Here is a 25,796-nt window from a genome sequence, read left to right as displayed (position 1 = left end):
TTACTCAATAGCCTTGATCAGTTGATTTAGTTGCTTGAGTTGTTGAAGCCTTAGGCTTTGCTCTTGCTCAAGCAACTGTTCTAAATGAGTCACTTCCCGCTCAATATCTTTTAATGCAGCCAGTCCAGAAGTACCTTTTAAAGTGTGAAGCCAATGGCTTGTTAATTGCCAGTTTTGGCTTTCAATTGAAGCTTTTAGCGACAACAGTATTTCAGTAAGCTGGCTGTAAAGCTTTTGATTTAAATCGGTTTGTAACACATCAATTAGAGGGGTATCAGCTTCAGAATTTATCGTGGGCTGGACCTCTCTTTCTATTTGGAATTCGGCGGCGAGTTCAAGTGCATTATTTAAACTCCGTAATGAGATAGGTTTAACTAAATAGTGATTAATACCAGCCGCGTTAAGCTGTTCATTGGTGAATGACTCCGCATTGGCTGTAAGTGCGAAAATAGGACAAGCATTATCCAATACGTGCTTATCACTACGCCACATAGCTGTGGCTTGATATCCATCTATATCTGGCATACGAATGTCCATTAATATTAAGTCAAAAATGTGCTTGCGCCCCATGTCTAAGGCAGCATTAGCTCCCGAAGCGGTATAAGCGCTTTGCCCTAATTCAAATAACATCTGAGACATAATATCAAGGTTGATATCAACATCGTCCACGATTAACACTTTCAATTTCCATGGTAATAATGGTGGTAAAGTGCTTTGAGCAAAGTGAGGCACATCATGCTGAATCTCACGACAATACTGCAACAGCTTATCGGGTAAATATCGTAACTCAGGCGCCGAAAGTTGGTTTTCTATTGGAGGTGTTGGATGAGCGCCCCACGCGACTAGCTGTGGGTGTAAATGACTTGGGGCTGGAATATGAGTATTCAACAAGCTAATCATGGATTCTGGAGATTGCAGCGGAATTTTTAATGAAAATGAGGCTCCATGTCCAAAACGGCTGCGGGCGATAATGTCACCTCCCATCAATCTCGCTAGTGTTCGAGCGATAGGTAACCCCAAGCCTGAACCTATTTTCTGATTATGCTTCTGCACATAAGGTTCAAAAATAGCAATAAGATCATTTTCCTTAATGCCACCTCCCGTATCTTTCACTCGATATTTAAGTTGTTGATGAGAAAAACTAACACCGATAGAAATATATCCTGTATCAGTAAATTTAATAGCATTACCCAATAAGTTAATTAACACTTGCCGTACTCTTTCAGGATCAAATACGGCAAACTCAGGAACGCTGTCGTGAATGACTGTAACAAGCAGAATACCTTTACTTTGAGCTTGAGAAGCAATACTGGACATGGCTTCATCAACGACTTTTAATGTTGAATATCGGCAAGGCTTAAGTTGAATCTGGTTGGCTTCTATACGAGAAAAATCCAGTAAATTATTCACCAGAGATAATAACGAATAGCCACAGTCAATGGCGGTACCAATGAGTTTCTTTTGCCGCTCTGAGGTGTGGCTACTTAACAGTAATTCTTGTACTCCCATGATTCCATTCAAGGGCGTTCTAATTTCATGGCTAATGCTGGTTAAATGTTCAGTTTTACGTTGGTTCGCTAATTCGGCTTTTTTGGATGCCGCAAGCAAGTCGTGTGTTCGTTGTTCTACTATGAACTCAAGCTTTTGTTGGTGTAACTGTATTTTATCTAGCAGGTCATTATAGGCGTTGGCAATTTCTGTAAATTCAGCGCTGAAACATGTGGGTAATCGTCGTTGCAAAATCGGTGTTTTATGATTTCGAATCGTATGTATGTAATTGTCTAATGGCCGCTTTAATAGTCGATAAAACACCGAAATCAATAGCAAGCTAAGCCCAATCAACAAGGTTATAGCTTGCGGTAGTTTACTGATGAAAATATCCTTAGCGGCATAACTGGCTTCTTGTTTGGGAAAGCGAGTGACCAGCACCCAATCATTATCTTGTAATTTTGAGATAAAAAAATATGACTCCTCATCTGCTATTACATGAGGTGACTTTTGTTGAGGAGGCAGCTGCTCAAATAATCTTTGTTGTAACTTATGAGGTAACGAGGGAATAAATTGCTGTTGGGATGTCAACAGCATCATATGTTGGTGAGGCGAATCTTTATTTAGCTTTGCTATTAATGAAGAGAAGTCTACCGTTACTCCATAGGTGTAGCCTGTTTTAATATCAAATAAGGTAGCCAAGAATAAAGTTGATTGAGCACTATTCAAACTTTGCCACTGTATTTTTGTGGTGTTCGCTTGGTTAGTTTGAATAAAGTGTTTAGTTAATAAAAGCTGCTGGGGTTCAGTTAATGCAGCACGGCTCATAATTTCCATGCCCTTTGGAGATTTGATCAAAAAAGTCGAATAGCGATTAACAACTCTTTGTTGAAAGAAAATTCGATGATTTTTGAGTTCCAAAGGTGAATGATTGCCAGTCACATAATTGTGCTTACTATTGGGTTCAGTGGTCTGATAGCTTATGTAAGGTAAAGTATCGCGGTAATTTTTGAGGTCTATTGCGGTGTTTTGCAGAAAGCGGCTGGCTAATTCGGCATCTAAGCGTTGGGTTAATTCATGTCGGCTTAACGTCTGGCTCTGTTGTTGCTGCAAGATTTGGCGATATATCTGATATTCATTTAGTAACCACCAAAGGCAACACAAGATGACAATACTTATTGTCAATTTCGATATCACAGACAGGTTTTTCATTAATCGTTGGCTTCGCCTTTAATCTAAAAATAGCCCTTAGAGCTTAGAACAAATTTAATCTTCATGTAGCTATTCAGAACCAAAGAAATTGGAATAGTCCTTCAAGTTTTTTATTTTCACATATACTAAATGAAAGCTAGCTGAATTAATGACGAGTTTTGGTGCGAAGTCTTTGGTTATTTAAGGGATTTTTCAGTTTAGAAAAGTCGGGTTAATACCTGATAGTTCAGTGGAATACTTTTCTATACATTTAATGACTTAATGGGTGTGATGACGCTATGTTGCAACAATTGATCAAACTGGGGTTACTAAAGTCCCAAGTATCAAACCCGAAATCAGATCAGTGGCTGTTATCGGACCGTAAAGCCACAGTGTTAGAGCACAATTCCTTGTTATTGATTGCCTTGGATGTTGAACCTAATTACGAGCAGCATGAGGAAAGCTTGTGGGTTCATAAAGCTACATTAGTGCTTGCAGCTTTTGATGGTGGACAAGATTGTGGTTTACAGTTGGATAATGAAGTATGGAAACTTTGGTGCCATTTCGATGAATCGTTAGATGACAAAGCGTTAAATAAAACCGTAGCGATACAACTTGCAATTGTTCAGTACCTTGAAAAAGGCTTTAAAACTAAAGTTGAAAAAAAACCTAAATTTGAGATGAGAATGCGAACATGAGATCACTGATAGGACTGTTTTTCTTATGTTTTATGGCAGGAGGAATTGCCGCACCATTGAAGGAAATTCAATGGCAAGGTGATCCATTTGTCATGATCAGTCGAGGAACACCATTAGCCGCAGTATTGCAGGAGTTTGGTAGCAACTACGGAATTCCTATTGTGATCAGTAGTAAGATCACTGATCAATTCAACGGGCGAATTCAAAATAAATCCCCCTTACAGGTGATCAATCTGTTGAGTCGTCAATATGGGCTGATTTGGTACTACAACACTGACGTTTTATATGTTTATAAAACCAGTGAGCTGCAAAATGAAGTCATACCGTTAAATAACATTTCCACTGTTGATCTTACAAGTTACCTAAGAAATGCGGGAGTGCTAGATAAACGAGCTTGTAATGTTCGCCCAGCTATCGACATCGCTAGTATCCAATTAGTTGGCGTACCTGTTTGTATTACTACAGTGAGTAAATTAACCGAAAAATTAGATGCTAGTGCTCAGCAAGCGGCTGTAAACCATGAAGAAGTAAAAGTTTATAAGCTTAATTACGCATCAGCTGGAGATTCAAAATACAGTTATCGTACTCAAGATGTTGTAGTGCCTGGTTTAGTAACCGTACTGCAAGAAATGAGTAAAAATTTAAAAGGCTCATCTAATGCCGCTGCTGGTCCTACATTCGCAGCCGATCCCAGACAAAATGCAATTATTATAAAAGGCAGTACACAAGAGCAGAAAACCTATTCTTCCATCATAAGACAGCTTGATGTTAAACCAATCATGGTAGAAATCTCAGTATCTATTTTTGATGTGGATGCTTCTAACTTTAATCAATTAGGGGTGGAGTGGTCAGCTGCTGCAAAACTGGGAGGCGGTAACATTAGTTTTAATTCAGATACTGGTTCTGCTGGTGGACGTGCTCCAAGTGGAAATTTCTCATCCGTGATAGGTAATACTGGTAGCTTTGAAATCAAGCTAAACGCCTTACAGAGAAACTCAAAGGCGAAAGTATTGTCTCGTCCATCTGTTGTAACTCTTAACAACGTGCAAGCTGTATTGGATAAAAACGTTACCTTTTACACCAAAGTATCTGGTGAAAAAGTGGCTGATTTAAAGTCGGTGACAACGGGATCTTTGCTCAGAGTTACCCCAAGAATGATCATGGATCATGGACATAAAGCCGTTAATTTGGTGTTGAACATTCAAGATGGTCAGCAAGGTGCACCTGTAGAGGGAGTTGATGGTTTGCCTCAGGTTCAGAATTCAGAGATCTCGACTCAAGCGACATTGAAGTCAGGTGAAAGTCTGCTTATTGGTGGATTTGTACAAGATAAAGACGAAGAAACAAAAAACAAGCTACCCTTATTGGGTGACCTACCTTTAGTTGGTGGTTTGTTTAGATCAACAGGACATCAACGCCAACGTGTCATGAGGTTATTTTTAATAAAAGCTGAACCGGTAAATCAATGAGTCGAGTATGCCGTCAAAATTTAAAATATTGTGGTTAAACGGTCCACTTTCAGGGCGACAATTAGCAATTCCAGAAGGTACATTCACGGTCGGTGAAGACGGTGATGTGCTTGCGGTATTGGAAAAATTAAAACTCGTAGAGTTTAGTGTGGGTGAAGACAAGGTTGAACTTGTCACTCAAGCTTCCGTATGGATTGATGGGATTAAACCAGATGAGGCTATTACAGAAATCCCTTTAGGCTCAGTAATTGAGATTGAAGGCATGGCTTTTATCTTAGGCCTTGTCTCAGAAGAAATAGAAAAGAAAGTCATTCCCAAACGTAAAATCACTAAAAAACGAGCTTCAAACTTATTATTGATAGGACTCTCGTTTTTTTCAGCGTTACTTATTTTAGCATTACTTGTCGATCCTGTAGAAGCCCCTCAACATGAAGTGACCCCTCAAGAGTGGGTATCACAACGACTCACTTTAAATGAATTAGATGGCATAAAAGCAATTTGGTCGGACAATGGTGTGGTTACCTTTAATGGCTTCTGTGATGATTCACGTAAGTTGGCACAGTTTATCGAAGAAGTGAAAAATCACGGGATTTTATTCGTCGAACATGCCGAATGCACCGATCAGTTGGTGACAGATGTAAGGCAAGTTCTTGGTCAAAATGGTTTTAAAAATGTCTCAGTGACTCAAGATCCAACTCCTGGCAGCGTCACCATTACTGGCGCTATACAAGCCGGTGAAGAGTGGGATAAAGCCGTTAAAATGCTCAAAGGAGTATCAGGATTAATGAGCTGGCATGTCTTGAATCAATCAGGTGTGCAATTACAAACTCTCATTGATGAACTCCGAAAAAAAGATTTGTTGGCTAATTTAATGTTAACACAGCTGGATGAAGCAATTGTAATCACCGGAGAAGTAGACCGAAAAGTGGAAGATAAGGTGATGAAAGCGGCTAGAGCGCTCAAGCCAATTCAGCAAAGTGGGATTAAGCTAGTGTTTCAGAATATTCCGGTGAGGAATGAGGTAAACCGTATTTTAACGTCGGCCATCGTGAGCTTTGGTGGAGGTCGTGATGATCCCTTTATTGAGCTTGAGAATGGAGTGCGATTATCACAGGGGAGTGAGATTGCTAATGGATATGTGATCAAATTTATCGACATCAACGGAATTGATTTAAGTAAGAGTGGGCAGGTTATCCATATCCCACTGCTGCTATAAGGAGCAGAAAATGCCAAGAATTACTAAGCTAGAAGACAACATTCGATCCAGAACCTATCCAAAAGAACACTATCAGACTCAAATTGATGATATGAGACAGGCCTTACTAAATTCTAAAGAAGACAATAAAGCGGCATTGCTTGAAGCTGTTGATGCAGCAGAAAAAGTAGTGAATGTTTTATTTAAGCGTTTTAAAAAGCGTGTTTCTAAAAAGAAATCAGATAAAAGAGGCTAGTTATGAATAACGTAGATGTATTACAAGATTTGAAAGCGGTGATGAATGATATTCAGCAACGCAAAGAAGCGATTAACCACCAAATACAGGAGTTTCAATCGCTGCAGTCCGAAATACGTTCTTTAATGCAACGTGCAAAGACGGACCCTGAAGCGAGAGAAAAATTGATGCGTTTGCAGCAAGCCTTTCCAGAAGGCTTTGATCAACAACAGCAAAAAGTTATGTCTAAAGTGAATGAGCTTGGGCAAAATTTTAAAAAGCTTGAGCAGCAATTTACAGAAATTGGCAGTGATGAAGCTGCAGCATCAAATGTTATTGATACTTCAAATGAAACTGACTCTAAAGCACCGGAAGTGGCTGAAGAAGCTGATAAGCCTAAAGTGAAAAAGAAAAAAGTCAGAAGTTATCTATAATGGTTACTTAAAGTCGGGTTTCAATGGATATTTAAAGTCGAGTTTCGACATTACCAAGGATGGGATATGGGATCGAATAACATTAGAGGCTTAGGAAGTACGTTATCGACGACGTTTTCTGACGCACAACCAGATAAATTTGACGGTTCAGATATTGTTAAAGGCAATTCCGTATTCTCTAATGGAATAAATACCCTATACAACAATATGAATATGTTTTCAGAGCAGGCAAATGATAAATTTAACATGCTCACTGAAAAACAGAACTTTTCCCGTGATGCCCACAATATGTCTAATGAGGTAGATGAGCAAATCGCCAACCTTAATCATCAAGGTCCAGATGCTACTGCTTCTTTGCCGCCTAATATTTTAGATTTTGCCCACCAAGCGAGCCTGACCGTCGACGGTATGGGTATCGATGATTACATAAAAAAACACGGTGGAAAGCTAAACTCCACTGAGATGACGGCAATAAAAAATTCGCTGGATACCTCTTCAAATAAAGCGTCTGATTTCGTCTCTCAGCAGCAGTTGCAACTACAAAAAATCTTGCAGACCTACAATGTATTAGTGAGTTTGATCAACCATCTTCAAACTCTGCTGTCAGAAATGAATAAGAATATTGCCCAAAACATACGTTAATTCTTAAAACTAAAATCAGGGGTTCACCTGATTACTGCGCTAACTCAGCTCTATTACAATCAGGGATAAGGTATTTTCACTGGGATTGAAAAAGGTCTGTACATGAGTGCAATTCAAATATTGTTATTTAAACAGCCTGGGAAACTGCATCGTGGAGATGAAGTGTTCGAGATTGAAGCGAATCAACTCATCGTCACTTCTGAAGATGTAACGGCGTCAGCAATTAGCCGTGATTGCTGGATAAGCATTTATTGCTACCCAGGAGAATTGCACGCTCTTTATAACGAAATATCCGAATTGATAGAGAGTCATTCAGGGCTGAATCACTTTAGAATCGATGAAATAAAAGCGATTTCAGTGTACCAAAATTTGGTTAAGGTGTTTGAACAGCTGATATCCAATCGAGAAATGTTGATGAAATTCGTATTCATTTACTGTCTTAGTATGGATAAAGTCTATTTTTCTAATCTATTCAAATACTTTTTGGCTTATAACGATGAAGTACTGCGATATATAGAAACTAACTTCATGAAGCCTTGGCCTGTTAATCGTTTTGCAGACGATCTGAATGTTGATGTGAGAAAACTAAATTTTATTTTTTATAAAAATTACGGCGTATCAGCCAAAAAATGGTTGCTAGATAAAAGACTGAGTTTTGCTCGGCAGCAATTGCTAGGTACGGATAAGAAAGTGATTGATATTGCTTATGAAAGTGGCTTTAGCAATAGCTCTCATTTTACTGATGCATTTAAAAGGCGATATTCCTGTTGTCCAACTACACTTAGAAGTAGCGTGAATTAAAGGAGTACTAGAATGGATTTAAGTACAGTCGTTAGTCAGTTGTCTGAGATGTCAGCTAAATCAGCAAAAGACATTCAAGGCAACATGCAGTCTGGAGACATTAACGATCCAGATAAAATGCTGAAAGCTCAGTTTGCCATCCAGCAATACTCTAATTTTGTCGGCTATGAAAGTGCCATTATCAAATCTATTAAAGACATGATCCAAGGCATTATTGCCAAAATTTGATTTTAATTAATAGTCAGGAATTACAGTTGATTATGGAAAGTGAACATAAAAAATTATTGGTAGAAGCTGCGCTTGCTGCCGCTAATCATGGCTTAGAAAAAGAGTCTCATGCCATTATTAATGTGTTTCCCGATCTTATCGAAGATGAAGAAGATAGGCGGATTTGTACCAGTATTATTTATTTTGCAATTAACGACGTAAATGGCGCGTTAGAGCAATTAAATGCATGTACCAGTGATTCAGCGAAAGCCTTATACGTTATCTTCTCTGGCGCAAGGATGAATAATTCAGCTAAAGACGTTGCATTGAATCAGCAAATTACGACTTTATCTGAGTGATAGGAGAACAGCATGCCTAACTTAGAAACGATACGACAACTGGCTGAAATTAATAAAAATAAACAGCTTACCAAGGACGAACCAGAAGCCAATCATAACCTTGCTGCAAAATTTCAGGAACTCTTGAATCTTGGAGCTGGAGATCTCAACAAAGCTGCACAATTAGAATCAACGGGAAATGATAACCAGTTGATAAAAAAACTGGATAATCTTGACCCCTTGCAGGCTCACAAACTTGGGCATAGCATGTCGCCTCTTGCCGCTCTAGAAGGGCAGCGTCACATCACTAAAGCTGTTATCGAAGTAGATCTTTTTGCCAAGATAGCTGGCTCACTATCTCAATCCATCAACAAGCTGGCGAGCATGCAATGAGAATTCGATTTTTACTACTTCTACCACTTATTCTTGTTTTGGCTGGCTGTAAAGTTGAGCTCTATCGCAATTTATCTCAAGAAGAAGCTAACCAAATGGTGGCATTGTTGAGATTGAATGATATAGGTGCGACAACTAAGGTTGATGACAAAACGGGGATGGCAACTCTGATGATTGATGAGCATAAGTTCATTAATGCCGTGGCCTTGTTAAGGCAAAACGGGTTGCCAAAGCCTAAGTATGCCAATATTGAAGATTTGTTTCCATCAGGCCAATTAGTTACATCTCCTGCGCAAGAAGAAGCCAAAATTGCATTTTTGAAAGAGCAACAATTAGAGCGTACCTTATCCAATATTGAGGGTGTGATCAGCGCAAGAGTTTCAATAGCTGAGCCGACTCAAGAAGATCAATTTCAAACAGAGCAACAAAAATCTGCTTCGGTATATATTAAGTATTCACCACAGGCTAATTTATCAACTCGAGAAAATGAAATTAAGAGCCTAGTTCAAAATGCAGTACCGGGTTTAAGCTACGATCGCATAACCTTGTTCTTGCAAGCTGCAAACTATGGTTATCAATCTGCTCCTCCACTTAAAGACGAAGATATGTGGTCAGAAGTCGTCGCTGTAATAGAAGAAAACAAAATGCCAGCCATTATTGGTTTGTCATTAATCTTCTTACTGAGTTTGGTTGGAGTTGTATGGTTACGGAGACGGTCATAACGGCCGTACTGTAAATTTAAGGGTGCGTAATGAGTGAGGATTTCTTTTCGTCTACAAGCGATACTGGATTAGCCTTACGTCAAAGCTTTGAGCTAATTTGGCGTCCTATGGCAAAAATGCATCCCAGTTGGTGGAAAAAACTTGGACTACAAGCGTGGCAAGGAAAGTATGATGCACACTCAGAACTTGGTCGCCGCATTGAAACTATGGTGGTCAGCCGAGCAGGGCTGATTGATGAGCCCTTACCAACTAAACTCACTGAACAAGATAATTCATTAATCCAACGTAAAGATAAGCTTATCGAGTTGTTGTTGGTTTATGGTGTGTATTGTTTAAATTGTCCTGATTATTTATCCCTTAAACCCTACCGAGAGGAACTGGAAACAGTTTTAACTTCGGACCAAATTCAGCAAGTATGGGCTTTGTGGCCTCAGAGACCTACGTCTAAATTAAAGCCATTAATCAATGATGTTGCTGAAAAGGATATTGTGGATACAGCCTTGAAACTAGCTGTAATCCAATTTTCAAAAGAATTGAATGACAGTATTGTTTGGAAAGCGTTGTTAATGACATTTCCTGCAGCTGAAAACGACGAATTGCCAAAGCCATTAGTGGCGCATTTAAAGGCGTTGGATAAGCAGTCTATCAGTATGTCTCGCTGGTTAACTCGATTGGAGCGTCTTTTATGAGTGCTTTTATGATTAATGTTGAATCTTGTGAAGTTTTACGAGGTGAAGCTCGTCTTGTGGAAGCTGAATTACTGCAGCAATCGCTTGAACTTCAGGATATGGAAGCAAAGGTTAAGCATCGCATCCAAGAAGCACTTCAACAGGCACATCAGCAACGTGAACACTATCGAGAAGAATCAGAGCAACTATTGCAGCAAGCTGAAATTCAAGCACAAGAAAACTTAGTGCAATGGCAGCAACAGGCTGAAGAGTCGGTGATATCTGAAGTTGTGCAGTGGGTAAAAGATGAAGCTGAATTCACTGAGCGATTATTAGGCGATCTCCAACCTAAAATTGCTGAACAAGTGCAAAGGGTGATCACTCAGTGGGCTGGTGAGCAAGATAAAGCAGCATTGATAGCACAACGGTTAAGTGAAGAAGTCGTAGAAAAAGTTGGTGAAGGTGTGTTGACCTTATCTGTGGCCGCCGACGATGAGGCTAAATTAACTGAGCTATTGGGTGAAAAATTTACCATAAAAGTAGAGCCACAGTTGGCGTCTGGTAGTGCTGAATTGCATTCAAAAGCGTTAACCGCACGTATCGATTTAGAGCAGCATTTAACTACGCTATTAGATGTATTTATTAGTAAACCGGCTGTTGAAGAGCATGAAATACCAACGATAGAAGATGAAGCGCAATCACAAGAGAATGAAACTCAAATTGAACCCTAAGTAGAATTCAGGAAAACGTTTCTATGAGAGTTGATGGTGCCAATACCGTAAATTTAAACACTCAAACTGAAAACCAATCGGTTAACGGTCAAGTGCACCCTGCTCATAATACCGCTGCTCTCGCGGCGGCTGAATTTGCCGAAGTGCAAAACGAATCCATGCAAGAAGCTATGGAAGATATCGGGCTAGGTGCCAGTAATTTTCTCAAAAAACTGTCGAGTAAAAATCAAAAGGATGAAACACGCCTTACTTCACTAGAAGAGTTAGCTGCTAGCCTAGAAGGCGAGCAAGCCGAAAGCATGGGGGCATTAGCCAGCGAGTTGTCAGCTTTAAATGACGGTGATGCCATCTTGGCCAAGGTCGGACAGATGAACATGGATTCTGGCGAGGTAATGTTGCTTCTAGCAACCGTTATATCGTCAGGGCAAATGAGTGATCAAGTAAAGGAAAAGCTTAGAAAGAAACTCCAAGAATTATTGTCCGAAGAAGGAGCCGAACTAGCATTAATTGCTGCTATGGAAGGCCTGCCACTCGATCAAGGTGGACTGGAGACCTTAAAAAATCTCTATCAGCGTGCAGAACACGGCGAGGCAGGATTAGCTAAATGGTTCAATCATTTGAAAGATATGCCTGATAGGCGCAAACGTATTCGAGTATTACTAAGAGCACTTTCAAACTCATTAAATGAAGACAGTACCAGTACTGATATGGTGAAAATAGTTACCGTAATAGATGATTTAAGGCGGTTAATGATCTTTATGAGTATTGAAGAACACTGTAATGCTCTCGCACGAGCTTATGAGGTGAAATCAGCCGATGTGTTAGCGATAAGTTTGGAATTGATCGAGCAATCTTGGGTTTACCCTGAATGGCTAGAGGGCAAAATCAAGCCTTTGATAACAGATGAAGACAGGCAAAATAGCTTTCTCCGCCGCTGGCGCGATTTACTTCTACAAATTCCAAATACCTGCTTTCGTGACACTGAACAGCAATCTCATGTGGCTGATGCCATGCTGGGCCTAATGGATAAATGGGCTGATGAAGAATAATCGATGAAATATTTATCTTTTTTTCATAGAAGTCCTAAGCTTATGAAAGTGTCTAATTTCTATAGAGTAAGGTGCCGATAAAACATGGATCTGCGCTCATCCCGAAAACTAGAAGAATTGTTTCAACTACTTGAGAAGTGGCCGGTAGCCATTGATGAGCAAATGGAATACCACTGGGCACCATACGGGGTGATGTTAGAAGTTAAAGAAGAACGCCTGCTTATGACATCTTGGTTATTGGAAAGTCAAGTACTGGATTTAAAGCCTTGTTTAGCACGCTGGCATCCACAAATATTCATGGGAGTGCCTCAGCGACTATTTACCATTAAGCAAAAATTGATGATCAGCTGTTTGTGTCCCACAAGTAGCGAAGGAAGAGACTGGTTTCAAATGTTGAAGTTACAACAAAAGTTTTTAGACAGGGTAGGTTACGGAGCTGAATCATGAATATGATCACCAATTGGCTTCATAAAATATCAGGGCGACATGACATTATTTTAGCTGTCATGCTGATGGTGGCAGTGTTCATGATGATCATTCCGTTGCCTACGCCACTGATCGATTTATTGATTGCCATTAACTTGGCTTTATCAGTCATGCTATTGATGATCGCTATCTATATCCGTGATCCATTAGAATTTTCAGTGTTTCCCTCAGTCTTATTGGTGACCACGTTATACCGTTTGGCGTTGACCATTAGTACCAGCCGTTTGATCTTATTACAGCATGATGCTGGTGAAATCGTATTTACGTTCGGTAACTTTGTGGTGGGTGGGAATTTAGCTGTTGGTATCATCATTTTTGCCATTATCACCATTGTTCAGTTTATCGTTATCACCAAAGGTTCAGAACGTGTGGCCGAAGTATCAGCTCGTTTCTCACTCGACGGAATGCCGGGTAAGCAAATGAGTATCGATGGTGATATGCGTGCTGGAATGATTGACGCTAAAGAAGCGAAAAGGCTCAGAGCAAAAGTACAAAAAGAAAGTCAGCTTTACGGTGCGATGGATGGTGCCATGAAGTTTGTTAAAGGGGATGCCATCGCAAGTATTATTGTGATTTTTACTAACATTATTGGTGGTATCTCAATTGGTGTTTTACAAAAAGGCATGACAGCTTCGGAAGCCGTAAGCACCTATTCAATTCTATCCGTCGGTGATGGTTTGATTGCGCAAATTCCTTCACTACTCATTTCTATTACAGCAGGTTTGATTGTTACTCGAGTACCGGGTGAAACAAGACAAAACTTAGGTAAAGAAGTAGTTAGCCAAATTACAAAGCAGCCGTCTTCGCTGCAAATGGCTGGTATAGTGATGATCACTTTCGCTGTGATCCCTGGTTTTCCATTGTGGGTATTTGGTTCTCTTGGATTTTTGACATTATTTACAACATGGTGGTTAGGACGAAAACAGCAGAAGCAAAGTGAAGCTGGAGAAGAACCCATCCCCTTTGCTGAAGGGGGCGAAGAAGCCTCTGATGATGCAAAAATGCAACCGGGTGCTGTGCCATTGATGTTGTATTTAGGTTCAGATACGCCGCATCAAGGTATGAAAGAAAACCTTCACCGATTGCGATGGTCATTATTCGAAAAGCTCGGTGTTCCTTTACCTGAAATACAGTTACAGGTAGTGAAAAAAGACATTCCGGGTCAATGTGATATTCATTTGTATCAAGAGCCTGTTCTGCAAGTGCAGCTTAAACCTGAAGAAGCGTTATTGGACGCGCCATTTACCGACATAGAGTCGCGACAAGAAACCATGGCTTTTAATGGGCAAAATCTCTTTTGGATAAAAGAATCACAAATTGCAGAGGCTAAGCAGCAAAATCTCACTGTGGTTGAAGGTGAAGCCATCCCTACTTGTTTAATTAATAAGGTAGTGGATCGCTACATAGGCGAATTTATTGGTGTGCAAGAAACTCGCTTCTTAATGGATGCGATGGAAAACAAATATGGCGAACTTATCCGTGAATTACAGCGATTGCTGTCGGTAGGTAAAGTCGCGGAGATCTTACAGCGCTTAGTAGAAGAAGGAATTTCGATTCGAGATTTACGGACTATTTTTGAAACCTTAGTCGAATGGGTCCCAAAAGAAAAAGACGTCATCATGCTCACTGAATATGTTCGTATTGCGCTTAGACGTCACATTCGCCGTAAATTTTCTAATCAACAAGGGTGGATTTCAGCTCTTATGGTTGGTGAAGGTATTGAAAACTTAATTCGAGAGTCTATTCGTCAATCTACGGCTGGTTCGTATTCTGTGTTAAATAGTGCTCAAACTCAGATGATTTTAAATGCTATTAAAGAATTACTTCCTGATAATCAACAATGTGCATTACTAACTTCACTTGATGTTCGCCGTTATCTTAGAAAAATTGTTGAGAGGGATATGTTCAATACACCTGTATTGTCATACCAAGAACTGGGTGATGACGTTGAGATTAAAGTTCTTGATCACGTTGATCTTGTTGGTGAAGCCCTCGATGAAGCCATGAATGCTTAATGAGAGGAAAGTGATGCAGTTACCTAAAAAGTCGATTCTTGTAAAAGCCATAGATAAGGCAGTATTTTTTAAGCCATATCAAATAGAGAGTATGGCGCCTCCCGTACGTTTTTTTGGTCGAGTACAAGAGGTCGGCTCTACTTTGGTACGTTCAACATTGGCCGGAGCCCACCAAGGGGATCTTTGTGAAATTGCCGGCAAACTGCATGCTGAAGTAATCGCTGTTAAAGAAGATGAAGCGATTCTATCCCCTTTTGATGCTACTACAGGGCTACAGACTGATGAACCCGTTGAGCTATTGGGCCATGGTCATCAAATAGCTTTAGGTGATAGCTTATTAGGTAGAGTCGTAGACGGACTGGGTAGACCCATTGATGAATATGGTGATATTGCGGCTTCCGAAATTCGCGACAATCAAGGCAAGGCACCCGATCCTTTAAGTCGAAGCTTAATAAAAGATGTAATGCCGATGGGAATAAGAGCCATAGACAGTGCATTAGCCTGTGGTGTGGGTCAACGTATTGGTATTTTTGCGGCCGCAGGTGGTGGTAAGTCGACTTTACTGGGCATGATCGCATCAAACTGTGAAGCTGAAGTTATCGTCTTAGCTCTAGTAGGAGAGCGGGGACGTGAAGTTCGTGAGTTTATGGAATATAACCTATCCGAAGAAGCGCGAAAACGTACTGTGATGGTGGTATCTACGTCAGATAGACCACCTCTTGAGCGAATGAAAGCCACAATCACCGCAACCACGATTGCTGAGTATTTCCGCGATCAAGGCAAAGACGTATTGTTAATGGTGGACTCATTAACACGCTTTGCTCGAAGTGCGCGTGAAATTGGCCTAGCTGCTGGCGAACCTGCGGTTTCAAATGGGTTTCCTCCGAGTGTATTTGTAAAACTTTCTTCATTAGTTGAGCGTGCAGGCCCTGCCAAAATAGGAAGCATTACTGGAATATACACTGTATTGGTGGAAGGCGATGACATGAATGAACCCATCGCTGACGAAGTGCGTTCATTACTTGATGGCCATATTGTGTTGTCACGTAAGTTGGCTGGTTCAGGGCATTACCCCGCAATCGATATCAATGCCAGTGTGAGTCGTGTCATGGATCAAATCGTCAGTCCTGAACAACGGCAAGCTGCTGCTAAATTGCGTGATATGCTCGCCAAATATGAAGAGGTGCAGTTACTTATACGAGTCGGCGAATATGAGTCAGGGCAAGATCCAGAGACAGACGAAGCCATCGCCTTGCATACTGGGATCATGAGTTTCTTAAAACAGGATATGAATGAATATAGTTCCTACGATGAAACTCAAAGTCAGCTTGCCCGTGCGGTATCTCGTTAATTGAGGCGATGCTATGAAAGAGTCGCAGCTGGATATTAAAGATAAAAAAACATTAAAACAAATCTTAAAAATTCGCTCGCAAAAAGAGGATAAACTTAGGCGTAAAATCAGCGAGGTAAAAAAACAAAAACAAGCGCTCAAAGATCAACGTCAGCAAACAATACGTGAACGTCATCAACTGATAGAACAAATTAGAAATGGTACGGTACCTAGCGAATCGTTAGGTCATAACGAATTATCTGAGTTTAAGTTGCTGCAATCACAGCAATATCAGAAAGAGCGAGAATTGGCAGAAAAGGTGGTTAGTATTCAACATGAAATTCATGAAACGGACAATACCATCGAGCAACTTAATCGAGAAGTACTACAGTTAGTTAAGGATCAGGAAAAATTGCAGGCGGTGTTTGATGAGTAATTCGATTAACGTAAATCGTTCACAGCATGTCACCTCAAGCGAACATGAAAACAAAGACAAAAAAGCCGACCCGCAGTCACGGGAAGTAAAACACTTTAAAGAGCTGTTTAATCCATTTCATCACAAACAAGATGAATTTGAAATGGAGAATAAAAAGAGTAAGGGCGTCAATAACACGACAAAATCGATTTTAAGTCGAGATGGTGGTGTCTGTAAGTTAGGTAGTGCCGAGGTCTCTAGGCAAGGCGACATGCTATGTTATCGCATGTTAAATGGTCCAATGACGGGATTAATCATACAAGCGAATTATGATAGACGGGGAATAAGGCTTAGTTTACACCCTAAAAATGAACGTCAAGCCAAAGCCATAAATAATGCCATGCCTAAAATATTAGATAATCTGAAAGGCCGAAAGCACGAAGTTCATATCAACGTTCAGGCAGCTAGAGAGTAGCAACAAGAATAGGAACCCTGATGGAAAGCAGCGTACTGTTAGAAGTTAGCCGAGTGATAGGTAAGGGCTTAGAAGCTCAAAATTGCCGATTAGAAATCAAGTCCATAGGTGGAGATGGTTTTTTTTGGCAGCACCAAAGTATGGCAGAAGGCATCGGCATATGGGTGCCACTTTCTGATTGGAAAAAAGCTGTTGTCGATCATACTGGAATATCGGTTCTAGATAAGTTACCTGAAGATTTTGTTCCTTGTATGAGCGCTGCTATTTTTGAAGTTGTAGGCCAATGGTTGGTTGAATCGGTGTCGGAAGCCCCTCGTAACCACACTCTAGAGCAAGATGTTTATCCCGTATTAACCTTAAATGGTATTCGCTGTGTGCTAGTAGAGTGGCCTGTTAATGAATGGCAACCTATGGTGTCTCATTGGGCGCCTTGTGTGACTGATTCACCTAGTGTTTCACTGAGCTTGATTGCTGGCTATATCCCGCAAACTCAATCACAGCCAGAGTTACCCGAAGCGGGAAATGGCCTTTGGTTGGATGCTGAAGCTGATATTGAACAAGGTCAAGCTATCTTATGGTGGCAACGTCCTCTTGCTAAAGTTCGTATCCATGATGACCCCGAAACAGGTGACAAAGTTATGCTGGTGGAAGAAGTGCTTACCGAAATTGATTTTCACTACTCGCCTTTGCTTGCAGAACTCGCGAGTGTATCTTTAAGCCTCGCAGATGTAGGAACCATGACTGAAGGTGAAAGTACCCCTGTTAAATTCGTTAATCATGGACAAGTAAGCTTATGTCGTCAAACCGATGCGTCTCATAAAGAGAATTTTGGATATATATCCTTGCTAAGAAGTACTGACGGTCTAATTGCTAAGTTGTTGTAGATGCCTGAGTTAATCTAATTCCTGCAGATTTGTCTGAATTTCCTGAACTTTTAAAAATTCTGTTGTCAGATTGAGTTGATTGTAGAACTCAAATAATAGGAAATTTAATGAAAGGGATGCATATTCTTCTTTTGGTACCCGTATTTTTTATATCTTCGCTTTTTTCAAAATTTAGCCTTTCAAATGAATTAAGTTCGTTAAAGCGAACCGATGGAACCAATATTAGTTATGTCTTGAAAACTAGATCGGGGCAGGCACTACTGCTTCTAATACAAGGTTCAGAATGTAAAAGTATCATTCATAATAAGAATTTAAATTCAACGTTTACAAAAGTACTGCCTGATGCAGATATTTTGATTGTTGAGAAGTATGGTATAAGCCCTACCTTAAGATTAGGTGAAAGGGTCACCTGTCCAACCGAGTTTATCGAGAATGATTCTCCTAATCAAAGAGTTAAAGATTATATACAGGTGTTGGAACATATATCTAAAAGCCATAACTATCAAAAAGTTGTTGTATTAGGTGGTAGCGAAGGAGCAATTGTAGCGGGTATGCTTGCAGCACAACGAGAAGATGTCTCAGCTGTAATCAGCTTGAATGGAGGTGGACGGTTTTTTATTAATGATGTTCTATATAATATGGAGCAAACGATACCTGAACAAGGATTAATCGCTGCTAAAAAAGGTTTTCAATCTTTTACAAAAGCAGTGCTGACAGGGGAAATGCTAAGAACTGAAATGAGTGGCCATGGTATTAAGTGGTGGCAAGATATGTTAACGCTAGACCAGACAGAGCTTCTTTCTAATCTAAAAATTCCATTACTCGTTATTCAATCTGAATTAGATCTTAATGTATCTCCTATTGAATCAGAAAAGCAGGCTGAGATACTGAAAAACAATAATATTGGAATAGAATACTTGGTTTTTGAAGGTCTTGATCACCAATTTAAAGACATAAATGGAAATACACAAAGCCTAAGGGTTATCTCTGCAATTCAAGATTGGCTAAATAAACTGTGAAAGTAAAAGTAATACCCAGAGTTTAGTGTATTCTGGGTATCAGTTAGCTCTAAAAATTATTATAACGTGCCAGCTGCAGCTTTAATCATGTTACGAATTTGATCTACGATTTGCTTTTCAGTTTGAGCTTCATAGCCTTTAATACGTGGCGTATGAATGTGGCCGACAGGGATGATATGGTCAAACTGCTCCATTAATCGAATTGTGCGGTATGAGATCTCATTAGAGAGGTAACCGCCGCCAGAGCCCTCAACAGATGTTTGTTGTTGGAGTGCATGCAAAGATTTCGCTTCATGTTCACCCCGCTCTAAAGTAGTAACTTTATGGTTGTCTATGACTTTCCATTTTCCTTTCACTGACTGCATGGCTTTTACAGGTAGAGTAAATTCAACAAATTGTGCGCCATGTAATACTTGGTTTTTGAGGCGTGGGGCGATTGGCTTGCTTTTGGTTGCGCCTGTATAAACATTTAAATTACCAGGGGCTTTTGAACTGCGGTTTAACCCTGGGAAACGCTCTAAATCAAAATGTTCTCGCCCCATGCTGACCGTGAAAATCATGTCTGCTTTTTTATCTCTGAATGCTGGTGTAAAAATGGACTCGATCATTCCAGCGTCAAAATCAGCAAACCGAACAGGGATCATCATGGTTTCAATTTGGGCTTTTTTGCCGTGGACTTTAAACCGGAAACCATCAAGGGCAAGTGCGCTTAATCCCGAGGGGTTGCTTTGGGCAATATTTCTATCAAGAAAGAAGGGATCAAAGCCAGTAAGTAGAATTTTGATATCGACGTCATCATCAAAATGAACATCACTGATTCCTCTTGAAGCTGATTCGATGCCGTTTAGCATCACCTTGAGTTGCCACTTCGGCCACTTAGCTTGTGTTTGGTATTGCTTAAGCTGTTTACGCATCGCAAGGCGTGCCCAATATAAGCTACGATCATCTTGATGGCCTGCTTGAACATCTGAGACGGCTCGTTGCCATAGTGTTTTGGCTTGTTGAGTCACTCTATGCGTTAAGGTCTGCTCATTATTTTCACTTAATTGAGTACCTAGTGTATGTAAGTTAGATTGATAACGCTCAACGACGGTTGGCATTTGTTCATCAGCCTTTACTAAACGTGACTCTTCTACATCAAGTTGTGCGGCATGAAGCGAGAAGCAACTTATGCAAGCGATAAGTGCTAAATTCGATGAAAAATGGCGTAGCATGTCTATTCCTTAGTTCATTAATATTTGTAATGACTCTTGGCTTGAAAAGCGTTTGGCAAAGAAATCCAAAAAAGTACTAATATTGGTAGCAAGCTGTCGACGGCTGGAATAGACGCCATAAATCTTGGTGGCTTCAATCGGCCATTCTTGCAAAATCGGTATTAAGGTACCGTTAGCGAGTTCTTTTTTGCAACTCATATTAGATACCATGGCGATACCAAAGTCATCTAGAGCAAGTTTTTTCACCATAGTGGCACTGTTTACGCTAACTTTTTTTTGAAAGTTCACCATGGTCTTGCGTGAGCCTTTACCTAACGGCCATATTGGTACTGAGCGAGAACTACCTAGCATAATTCCTTTGTGTACAGATAGTTCGGTCGGTGTTGCGGGTGTCCCATTGGCTTTTAAATAACCGGGGCTGGCAACTAGAATGGGTTGTCTTTCGAACAAAAGTCGCGCAACGAGGTCTGAAGATTGTAGAGGACCATACTTGATGGCGATATCGTAACCTTCTCCGACCAGTCCAACATCGTTGTCAGTAAACTGGATATCTAGGGTGACATTAGGATAAAGTCGCATAAATCCGCTTGCCAAGTTGGCAATCAGTTCCTGACTAAAGGAAACTGGGATGGCAATTCGCAATGATCCTGACACATCATTATGGGTGTTTTCGATGGTCGCTTTGGCTGCTTCGATTTCGTGACTGATACTGTCACAGTGTTGATAGAACAAGGCCCCAACTTGAGTCAGGCTCAAATTGCGAGTATCTCGCTGTAATAATCGTACTCCAAGTTGCTCTTCAAGCTGAGCAACTTTACGACTAATGGTCGATTTTGGTAGCCCAGTATCTCGGGCGGCTTGTGAGAAACCCTTAGCGCGAACAACGGCAGCAAAGAGCATCATCCCATTCAAATCAGGCATGTTTTTACCACTGTCTCAAATATGGAACAAAGTGTCTAAGTCAGTTTAATGGCAATTTGAGATAGATAAAAGTTATATTTACTCTAATAAAAAATCAGGCTAGTTAGCTAGACATAAAATAGTTAAGGCCTAGAGGCTAGGATAAGCAGAGGATCTTAGGATGACCAGCAAGAAACAGCCAGCAACTACCCACAATGATGGTGCTGATGTACTCTTTTTAAAAGCTGAACAATTAGCCAATGACTTTTCATTATTTCCCAAACACAGCAAGCAAAGCTTGTCGGACGAAGTGAAAGGTTTACTGGATGAAGACAGCATTCAGGCAAATTTAAAAAGTTTATCTTTACTTGATGTCGATGGTTACGTCAGTAAAGTCATTCAACCGACCCAAGATAAAAACCGCCCCGGCGCCAAGCGCATGATTGCGGATCTAAAGGGTAAAATCGTTACTGAAAAATCAGTAGGGCCTTTTTATAGTGCTGAAGTAGAATTGCATTTTGGTGCTCGCACTCGCCGTATTGGTTTTATTGCTCAAGAGCGCACAACGTCAAATGGCGCTTGGATGCCTGAGCATCATTTAGAAGCGTGTAAAGCAATCCGCCATTTTGCTGAGCTGTCAATGCCAATCGTATATCTGATTGACACTCCCGGAGCGGATGCGGGTGAAGCGGCAAACAGCCAAAACCAAGCGCACTCAATCTCTAAAGCGATTGCAGAAAGTGCTAACGTTGACGTACCAACGGTTGGTATCGTTATCGGCGCTGGGTACTCTGGCGGGGCGATCCCATTAGCTGCAGCAAACATTCTTTTATCTCTGCGCGATGGTATTTTCAATACTATTCAGCCTCAAGGTTTGCAAAGCATCGCTCGTAAGTACAATTTGTCTTGGCAAGAATGTGCTAAATCGGTAGGTGTATCTCCTGAAGAGTTATACAGCCACGGCTGTATTGACGGCATCATTGACTTCACTCCATTTGATAAAGATGAGCGTCAACATAATTTGCGTCGCGCTATTATCAGCTCGATTGAAGCGGTAGAGAAAGCTGCGATTGAATTTGTTCGTGACTCTGATGATTTACGTGCGCACTATGACCGTTCACTAAGCCGTTTCTTAAATCCTTCTGACAGCCTACAGTCACTTGAGCACAATGCTGAGCTTGAAGTTGCAAGTAACCCGACCATGCACCTTAACCTGTTTGGTAGTGCATACCGTTACCTGCGTTACTTAACGCTCCGTAGCCGTATTCATTCAATTCCTGAAGGGGAATATGGTCGCTTATCTAAAGTAAGTGTACCTGAAGGTGATTTGCTGGCGCGTATTCAGCAAGAGCAAGATAAAGTTTTCCAAACTTGGTTATCTAGCCCAGATAAAATCGTTTATGACGACGAGCTAAATAAGCTTTGGGGAACCTTTACTTCTAAGCGTGAAGAGGTCTCTGAAGAGCGTAACATGATCACTCGTTTGATTTTGGGTGAGCCAAAAGAGAACTACAAAAAAGCACGTAAGGCGCTATTGTTCAACATCGGTTGGTCGCTATACCATCGTTGGAAAGGCAATGCGGCAAACAACTTTAAAGGCTTGATTGCGCACCTAGAAAACCTACCAGCCGATGTCACTCAAAAAGATTGGCCTGAGCTAAATCAGTTAACCGTTCTTGATGTAGTCGTGAATGATGAGCTACGTGAAGACTTCATCTGGCAATGCTACAACATTCTGATCTTCAACTCTTTGTATGACAATGTTGTGGTTAATTTAGCGTCTATCGCGAAAGAAGCCATGATGTCGAAGAGCTTGTCTCGTGCGTCAGTAGATAACCTATTGCACACGTCGATTGATAAAGCGATTTCGACTCAAGATATTGCCAACGATAAGAGCAAGTTCTACAAGTGGCTGAAGTACTTTATGTCTCAGTCTAACCGCGCTGAACTTCTGACTCGCGTTGAATCTTGGAAGAGTGTTGGTTTCCCACAATTGAACGACAGCTTGTTCGTAATTTTGACTTACTTCTTCGAGCGTCTATTGCCTGAATACTTTGACAGTGAAAACGATCAAAGTGCTTATACAGGTGCGATTAATCCAGTGCGTATCGGTCGTCGTAAAGACTTCTGGAACCGTCTAACCATGGGTTACCAAGACTTGTTGATCCAGAAAGTGCTTCGTGATGAGAAACGCTCTGGCAAGATGAGCTGGGAAAACATCATTGGTAAGTTCTTTACTCAGTTTGATGAGCTTGATGCCGATAAGATGACCGCAAACCAGCTGAACTTCCCTGGTTTCCGTTTATCGATTGAAGATGCGTTAGATAAAGGCATTCGCCCTTGTGGCTTGATCACAGGTTTGGCTGACTTTGACAATAATGGTCAAAAGCAACGTGTAGGTGTTGCCGTTTCTAACACGGCATTCCAAGCGGGTGCGTTTGATATGGCGAGTGCTGAGAAATTCAGTTCACTATTGATTGAATGTGCTAAGCGTAAGCTACCTGTTGTGTGCTTTATCAGTTCAGGTGGTATGCAAACCAAAGAAGGTGCGGCAGCGCTATTCTCAATGGCGGTAGTGAACGACCGTATTACTCGTTTTATTCGTGATAACGAATTACCAGTAATGATGTTCGGTTATGGTGACTGTACGGGTGGTGCACAGGCAAGTTTTGTAACTCACCCACTTGTGCAAACTTACTACCTATCTGGTACGAACATGCCGTTTGCGGGTCAAATGGTGGTTCCAGCTTACTTGCCATCAACGTCAACGCTTTCGAACTACTTGTCAAAAGTACCGGGTGCGATGAACGGTTTAGTGAACAACCCATTCAGCAATACGCTAGATGCACAGCTAACAAGTATCGACCCATTGATGCCGCTTCCTAGCCAAGAAATCAATGATGTGATTGCAAGTGCATTCTCTACGCTTGTTCCAGAAGTTCAAGCAGAAGAAGAAATTATTGAGCAAGACGATCCTCGTGCCTTGATGAAACCAATGGATAAAGTGCTTATCCATGCTCGTGGCTGTACGGCGGTTAAGCTTATTCGTAAAGCCCACGACAACGATATCAATGTGGTATTGGTGGCGTCAGATCCGGATATGACAGCCGTTCCAGCAGAAATGCTGAAAGAGAACGATAAGCTGGTTTGTATCGGTGGTAACACGTCTGATGAATCATATCTAAACGCTTACTCAGTTCTTAAAGTAGCTGAATACGAGCAGGTAGATGCACTTCACCCTGGTATCGGTTTCTTATCGGAAAGCCCACAGTTTGCGGCATTGTGTGTAAACAACGGCGTTAACTTTGTTGGTCCAAGTGTATTGTCGATGACGACTATGGGTAACAAGTCGAACGCGATTAAGACTTCACAAGCGCAAAATGTTCCAGTCGTTCCGGGTTCGCACGGTATTTTGAACAACGCTGAGCAAGCGGTGAACGTGGCTAACGAAATCGGTTACCCTGTGTTGCTTAAAGCGGTACAAGGCGGTGGCGGTAAAGGTATTCAGGTTGTTGAGAAGCCAGAAGACATGATCTTCTTGTTCCAAAAAACCTCTACCGAAGCAGCAGCAGCCTTTGGTAACGGTGACTTATACCTAGAGAAATACGTAACTTCGCTACGTCACATCGAAGTCCAGCTTCTACGTGATAAGTTCGGTAACACGAAAGTACTGGGTATTCGTGATTGTTCTGTACAGCGTAACAACCAGAAAGTGATTGAAGAGTCTGAGTCAACCATGTTACCTGCTGAGCTTAAGCAGAAAGTGATGGAATACACTCGTGCACTGGGTGAAGCGACGGACTACATGGGCGCAGGTACGGTTGAGTTTATCTATAACCTAGATGCCAACGAAGTGTACTTCATGGAAATGAACACGCGTCTACAGGTTGAGCATCCAGTTACTGAAGCAACGTCTTGTATCGATATCGTAAGCGCACAATTTGGTGTTGCAGCGGGTGAATCAATCGCTGAGCTAGAGCCAAAAGAAGTGGGCTATGCGATGGAGCTTCGTATCACGGCAGAGAAAGCGGCATTAGATAGCGAAGGCATCCTTCAGTTGCTACCAAACCCAGGTATGATCACTGAATGTAACTTCCCTGAGCGTGACGATATTGAAATCATCTCAATTGCGGCAACCGATAAAGAAGTATCACCCTACTACGACAGCTTGATTGCTCAGGTGATCATGCGTGGTGAGAGCCGTGAGCAAGTGATTGATCAGTTTGTTGAGTATCTAGATCAAGTGGTGATCAAAGGCATCGCAACTAACATTCCATTGTTGAAGCGTATCCTGAAAGATAACACCTTCCGTCAAGGTGTGTACGATACCAACTATCTACCTCGCTTGATGGCTGAGCTTGATATTCCTGCTCTAATCGAAGAAATGGAGGCGGCATCTGAAACCGCTGGTGTATCGACTGAATCACTACGTGTTGGTGACAGCAACGAGCTGAAGGTATTGTCACAAGGTGCAGGTATCTTCTATACCTCTCCAGCGCCGGGTGAGCCAAACTTTGTTGAAGAAGGTGACATTGTTACAACAGACCAAACACTGGCACTGACAGAAGCGATGAAGATGTTCTCGCAGGTGAATCTTGCAGGCTTCAACCGTAAAGATGCCGTGTTGTATCCAGAAGATAAAAAATACCGTATCGAGCGTATTTTGAATACTAATGGACAGCAAATTTCACAAGGTGACCTAATGTTTGTGGTATCGCCAGTAGACGAATAACCACAAGCCTTTAATAAAGAGAAATCCCCAGCTTAGTCTGGGGATTTTTTTATAAAATGTTTTAG

The 25,796-nt window shown here is 41.2% G+C and carries 25 protein-coding genes; 22 read left to right on the top strand and 3 right to left on the bottom strand.

Annotated features, from left to right (window positions below):
• Positions 1-2,700, bottom strand: a complete 2,700-nt coding sequence (locus tag AC1EU0_RS04590; RefSeq protein WP_480300748.1) for an ATP-binding protein — start codon at positions 2,698-2,700, stop codon at positions 1-3.
• A gap of 278 nt (positions 2,701-2,978) precedes the next feature.
• Here AC1EU0_RS04590 and AC1EU0_RS04585 point away from each other — a divergent pair, with 278 nt between their 5' ends.
• From AC1EU0_RS04585 to AC1EU0_RS04485, 21 genes are all read left to right on the top strand, one after another.
• Entirely contained in the window at positions 2,979-3,377 is a 399-nt protein-coding gene (locus AC1EU0_RS04585; protein ID WP_480300747.1) for a hypothetical protein, read from the top strand.
• Positions 3,374-4,846 carry an EscC/YscC/HrcC family type III secretion system outer membrane ring protein gene (locus AC1EU0_RS04580; protein WP_480300746.1) on the top strand — a complete coding sequence of 491 codons (1,473 nt, stop codon included), beginning with the start codon at positions 3,374-3,376 and terminating at the stop codon, positions 4,844-4,846. The genes AC1EU0_RS04585 and AC1EU0_RS04580 overlap by 4 nt, the downstream gene beginning before the upstream one ends.
• Positions 4,847-4,853: 7 nt before the next feature.
• Positions 4,854-6,062 (top strand): type III secretion system inner membrane ring subunit SctD, encoded by a 1,209-nt coding sequence (gene sctD / locus AC1EU0_RS04575; protein WP_480300745.1) that lies wholly within the window; start codon positions 4,854-4,856, stop codon positions 6,060-6,062.
• 10 nt (positions 6,063-6,072) lie between these two features.
• Positions 6,073-6,297, top strand: coding sequence for a hypothetical protein (locus AC1EU0_RS04570; RefSeq protein WP_480300744.1), 225 nt, complete (start codon positions 6,073-6,075; stop codon positions 6,295-6,297).
• A 2-nt stretch (positions 6,298-6,299) separates the two neighbouring features.
• A complete protein-coding gene (locus tag AC1EU0_RS04565) occupies positions 6,300-6,710 on the top strand; it encodes a hypothetical protein (RefSeq protein WP_480300743.1) in 411 nt (136 codons plus the stop codon).
• Between the two features lie 66 nt (positions 6,711-6,776).
• Positions 6,777-7,352, top strand: coding sequence for a type III secretion system translocon protein SseB (gene sseB, locus AC1EU0_RS04560; protein ID WP_480300742.1), 576 nt, complete (start codon positions 6,777-6,779; stop codon positions 7,350-7,352).
• Positions 7,353-7,454: 102 nt separating this feature from the next.
• Entirely contained in the window at positions 7,455-8,153 is a 699-nt protein-coding gene (locus AC1EU0_RS04555) for a helix-turn-helix domain-containing protein (RefSeq protein ID WP_480300741.1), read from the top strand.
• Positions 8,154-8,165: 12 nt separating this feature from the next.
• Positions 8,166-8,381: a type III secretion system needle filament subunit SctF gene (gene sctF / locus AC1EU0_RS04550; RefSeq protein WP_480300740.1), complete on the top strand. Its 216-nt coding sequence runs from the start codon at positions 8,166-8,168 to the stop codon at positions 8,379-8,381.
• 32 nt (positions 8,382-8,413) lie between these two features.
• A complete protein-coding gene (locus AC1EU0_RS04545) occupies positions 8,414-8,719 on the top strand; it encodes an EscG/YscG/SsaH family type III secretion system needle protein co-chaperone (RefSeq protein ID WP_480300739.1) in 306 nt (101 codons plus the stop codon).
• 12 nt (positions 8,720-8,731) lie between these two features.
• Positions 8,732-9,091: a type III secretion system inner rod subunit SctI gene (gene sctI / locus AC1EU0_RS04540; protein WP_480300738.1), complete on the top strand. Its 360-nt coding sequence runs from the start codon at positions 8,732-8,734 to the stop codon at positions 9,089-9,091.
• Positions 9,088-9,813 (top strand): type III secretion system inner membrane ring lipoprotein SctJ, encoded by a 726-nt coding sequence (gene sctJ / locus AC1EU0_RS04535; protein ID WP_480300737.1) that lies wholly within the window; start codon positions 9,088-9,090, stop codon positions 9,811-9,813. Before sctI ends, sctJ begins: the two co-directional genes overlap by 4 nt.
• Positions 9,814-9,842: 29 nt before the next feature.
• Complete coding sequence (locus AC1EU0_RS04530) at positions 9,843-10,502, top strand: type III secretion system domain-containing protein (protein WP_480300736.1); 660 nt, start codon at positions 9,843-9,845, stop codon at positions 10,500-10,502.
• The gene (locus AC1EU0_RS04525) at positions 10,499-11,212 is read left to right on the top strand and encodes a type III secretion protein (protein ID WP_480300735.1); all 714 of its coding nucleotides are present in this window, start codon (positions 10,499-10,501) and stop codon (positions 11,210-11,212) included. Before AC1EU0_RS04530 ends, AC1EU0_RS04525 begins: the two co-directional genes overlap by 4 nt.
• Before the next feature lie 23 nt (positions 11,213-11,235).
• Positions 11,236-12,261: a TyeA family type III secretion system gatekeeper subunit gene (locus AC1EU0_RS04520; RefSeq protein ID WP_480300734.1), complete on the top strand. Its 1,026-nt coding sequence runs from the start codon at positions 11,236-11,238 to the stop codon at positions 12,259-12,261.
• Between the two features lie 84 nt (positions 12,262-12,345).
• The gene (locus tag AC1EU0_RS04515; protein ID WP_480300733.1) at positions 12,346-12,708 is read left to right on the top strand and encodes a type III secretion apparatus; all 363 of its coding nucleotides are present in this window, start codon (positions 12,346-12,348) and stop codon (positions 12,706-12,708) included.
• A complete protein-coding gene (locus tag AC1EU0_RS04510; RefSeq protein WP_480300732.1) occupies positions 12,705-14,762 on the top strand; it encodes an EscV/YscV/HrcV family type III secretion system export apparatus protein in 2,058 nt (685 codons plus the stop codon). The genes AC1EU0_RS04515 and AC1EU0_RS04510 overlap by 4 nt, the downstream gene beginning before the upstream one ends.
• Before the next feature lie 13 nt (positions 14,763-14,775).
• Entirely contained in the window at positions 14,776-16,113 is a 1,338-nt protein-coding gene (locus tag AC1EU0_RS04505) for an EscN/YscN/HrcN family type III secretion system ATPase (protein ID WP_480300731.1), read from the top strand.
• A gap of 13 nt (positions 16,114-16,126) precedes the next feature.
• The gene (locus AC1EU0_RS04500) at positions 16,127-16,528 is read left to right on the top strand and encodes a hypothetical protein (RefSeq protein WP_480300730.1); all 402 of its coding nucleotides are present in this window, start codon (positions 16,127-16,129) and stop codon (positions 16,526-16,528) included.
• A complete protein-coding gene (locus AC1EU0_RS04495) occupies positions 16,521-16,982 on the top strand; it encodes a hypothetical protein (protein WP_480300729.1) in 462 nt (153 codons plus the stop codon). Before AC1EU0_RS04500 ends, AC1EU0_RS04495 begins: the two co-directional genes overlap by 8 nt.
• A gap of 20 nt (positions 16,983-17,002) precedes the next feature.
• Positions 17,003-17,866, top strand: coding sequence for a hypothetical protein (locus tag AC1EU0_RS04490; protein WP_480300728.1), 864 nt, complete (start codon positions 17,003-17,005; stop codon positions 17,864-17,866).
• 107 nt (positions 17,867-17,973) lie between these two features.
• On the top strand, positions 17,974-18,885 hold the full coding sequence (locus AC1EU0_RS04485) for an alpha/beta hydrolase (protein WP_480300727.1): 912 nt from the start codon (positions 17,974-17,976) through the stop codon (positions 18,883-18,885).
• Between the two features lie 59 nt (positions 18,886-18,944).
• Here AC1EU0_RS04485 and AC1EU0_RS04480 read toward each other — a convergent pair whose 3' ends face one another.
• Complete coding sequence (locus tag AC1EU0_RS04480) at positions 18,945-20,099, bottom strand: hypothetical protein (protein ID WP_480300726.1); 1,155 nt, start codon at positions 20,097-20,099, stop codon at positions 18,945-18,947.
• 9 nt (positions 20,100-20,108) lie between these two features.
• Positions 20,109-21,020, bottom strand: a complete 912-nt coding sequence (locus AC1EU0_RS04475) for a LysR substrate-binding domain-containing protein (RefSeq protein WP_480300725.1) — start codon at positions 21,018-21,020, stop codon at positions 20,109-20,111.
• A 160-nt stretch (positions 21,021-21,180) separates the two neighbouring features.
• Between AC1EU0_RS04475 and AC1EU0_RS04470 the strand changes: the two genes are divergently transcribed.
• Positions 21,181-25,731 carry an ATP-binding protein gene (locus tag AC1EU0_RS04470; RefSeq protein ID WP_480300724.1) on the top strand — a complete coding sequence of 1,517 codons (4,551 nt, stop codon included), beginning with the start codon at positions 21,181-21,183 and terminating at the stop codon, positions 25,729-25,731.
• The last annotated feature ends 65 nt before the right edge of the window (positions 25,732-25,796 follow it).

It is taken from the genome of Parashewanella sp. 2210YD4-3 (assembly GCF_056591735.1).
Note: the sequence above shows the minus strand (reverse complement) of the source record. Positions and strands in the feature narration are given on the sequence as shown.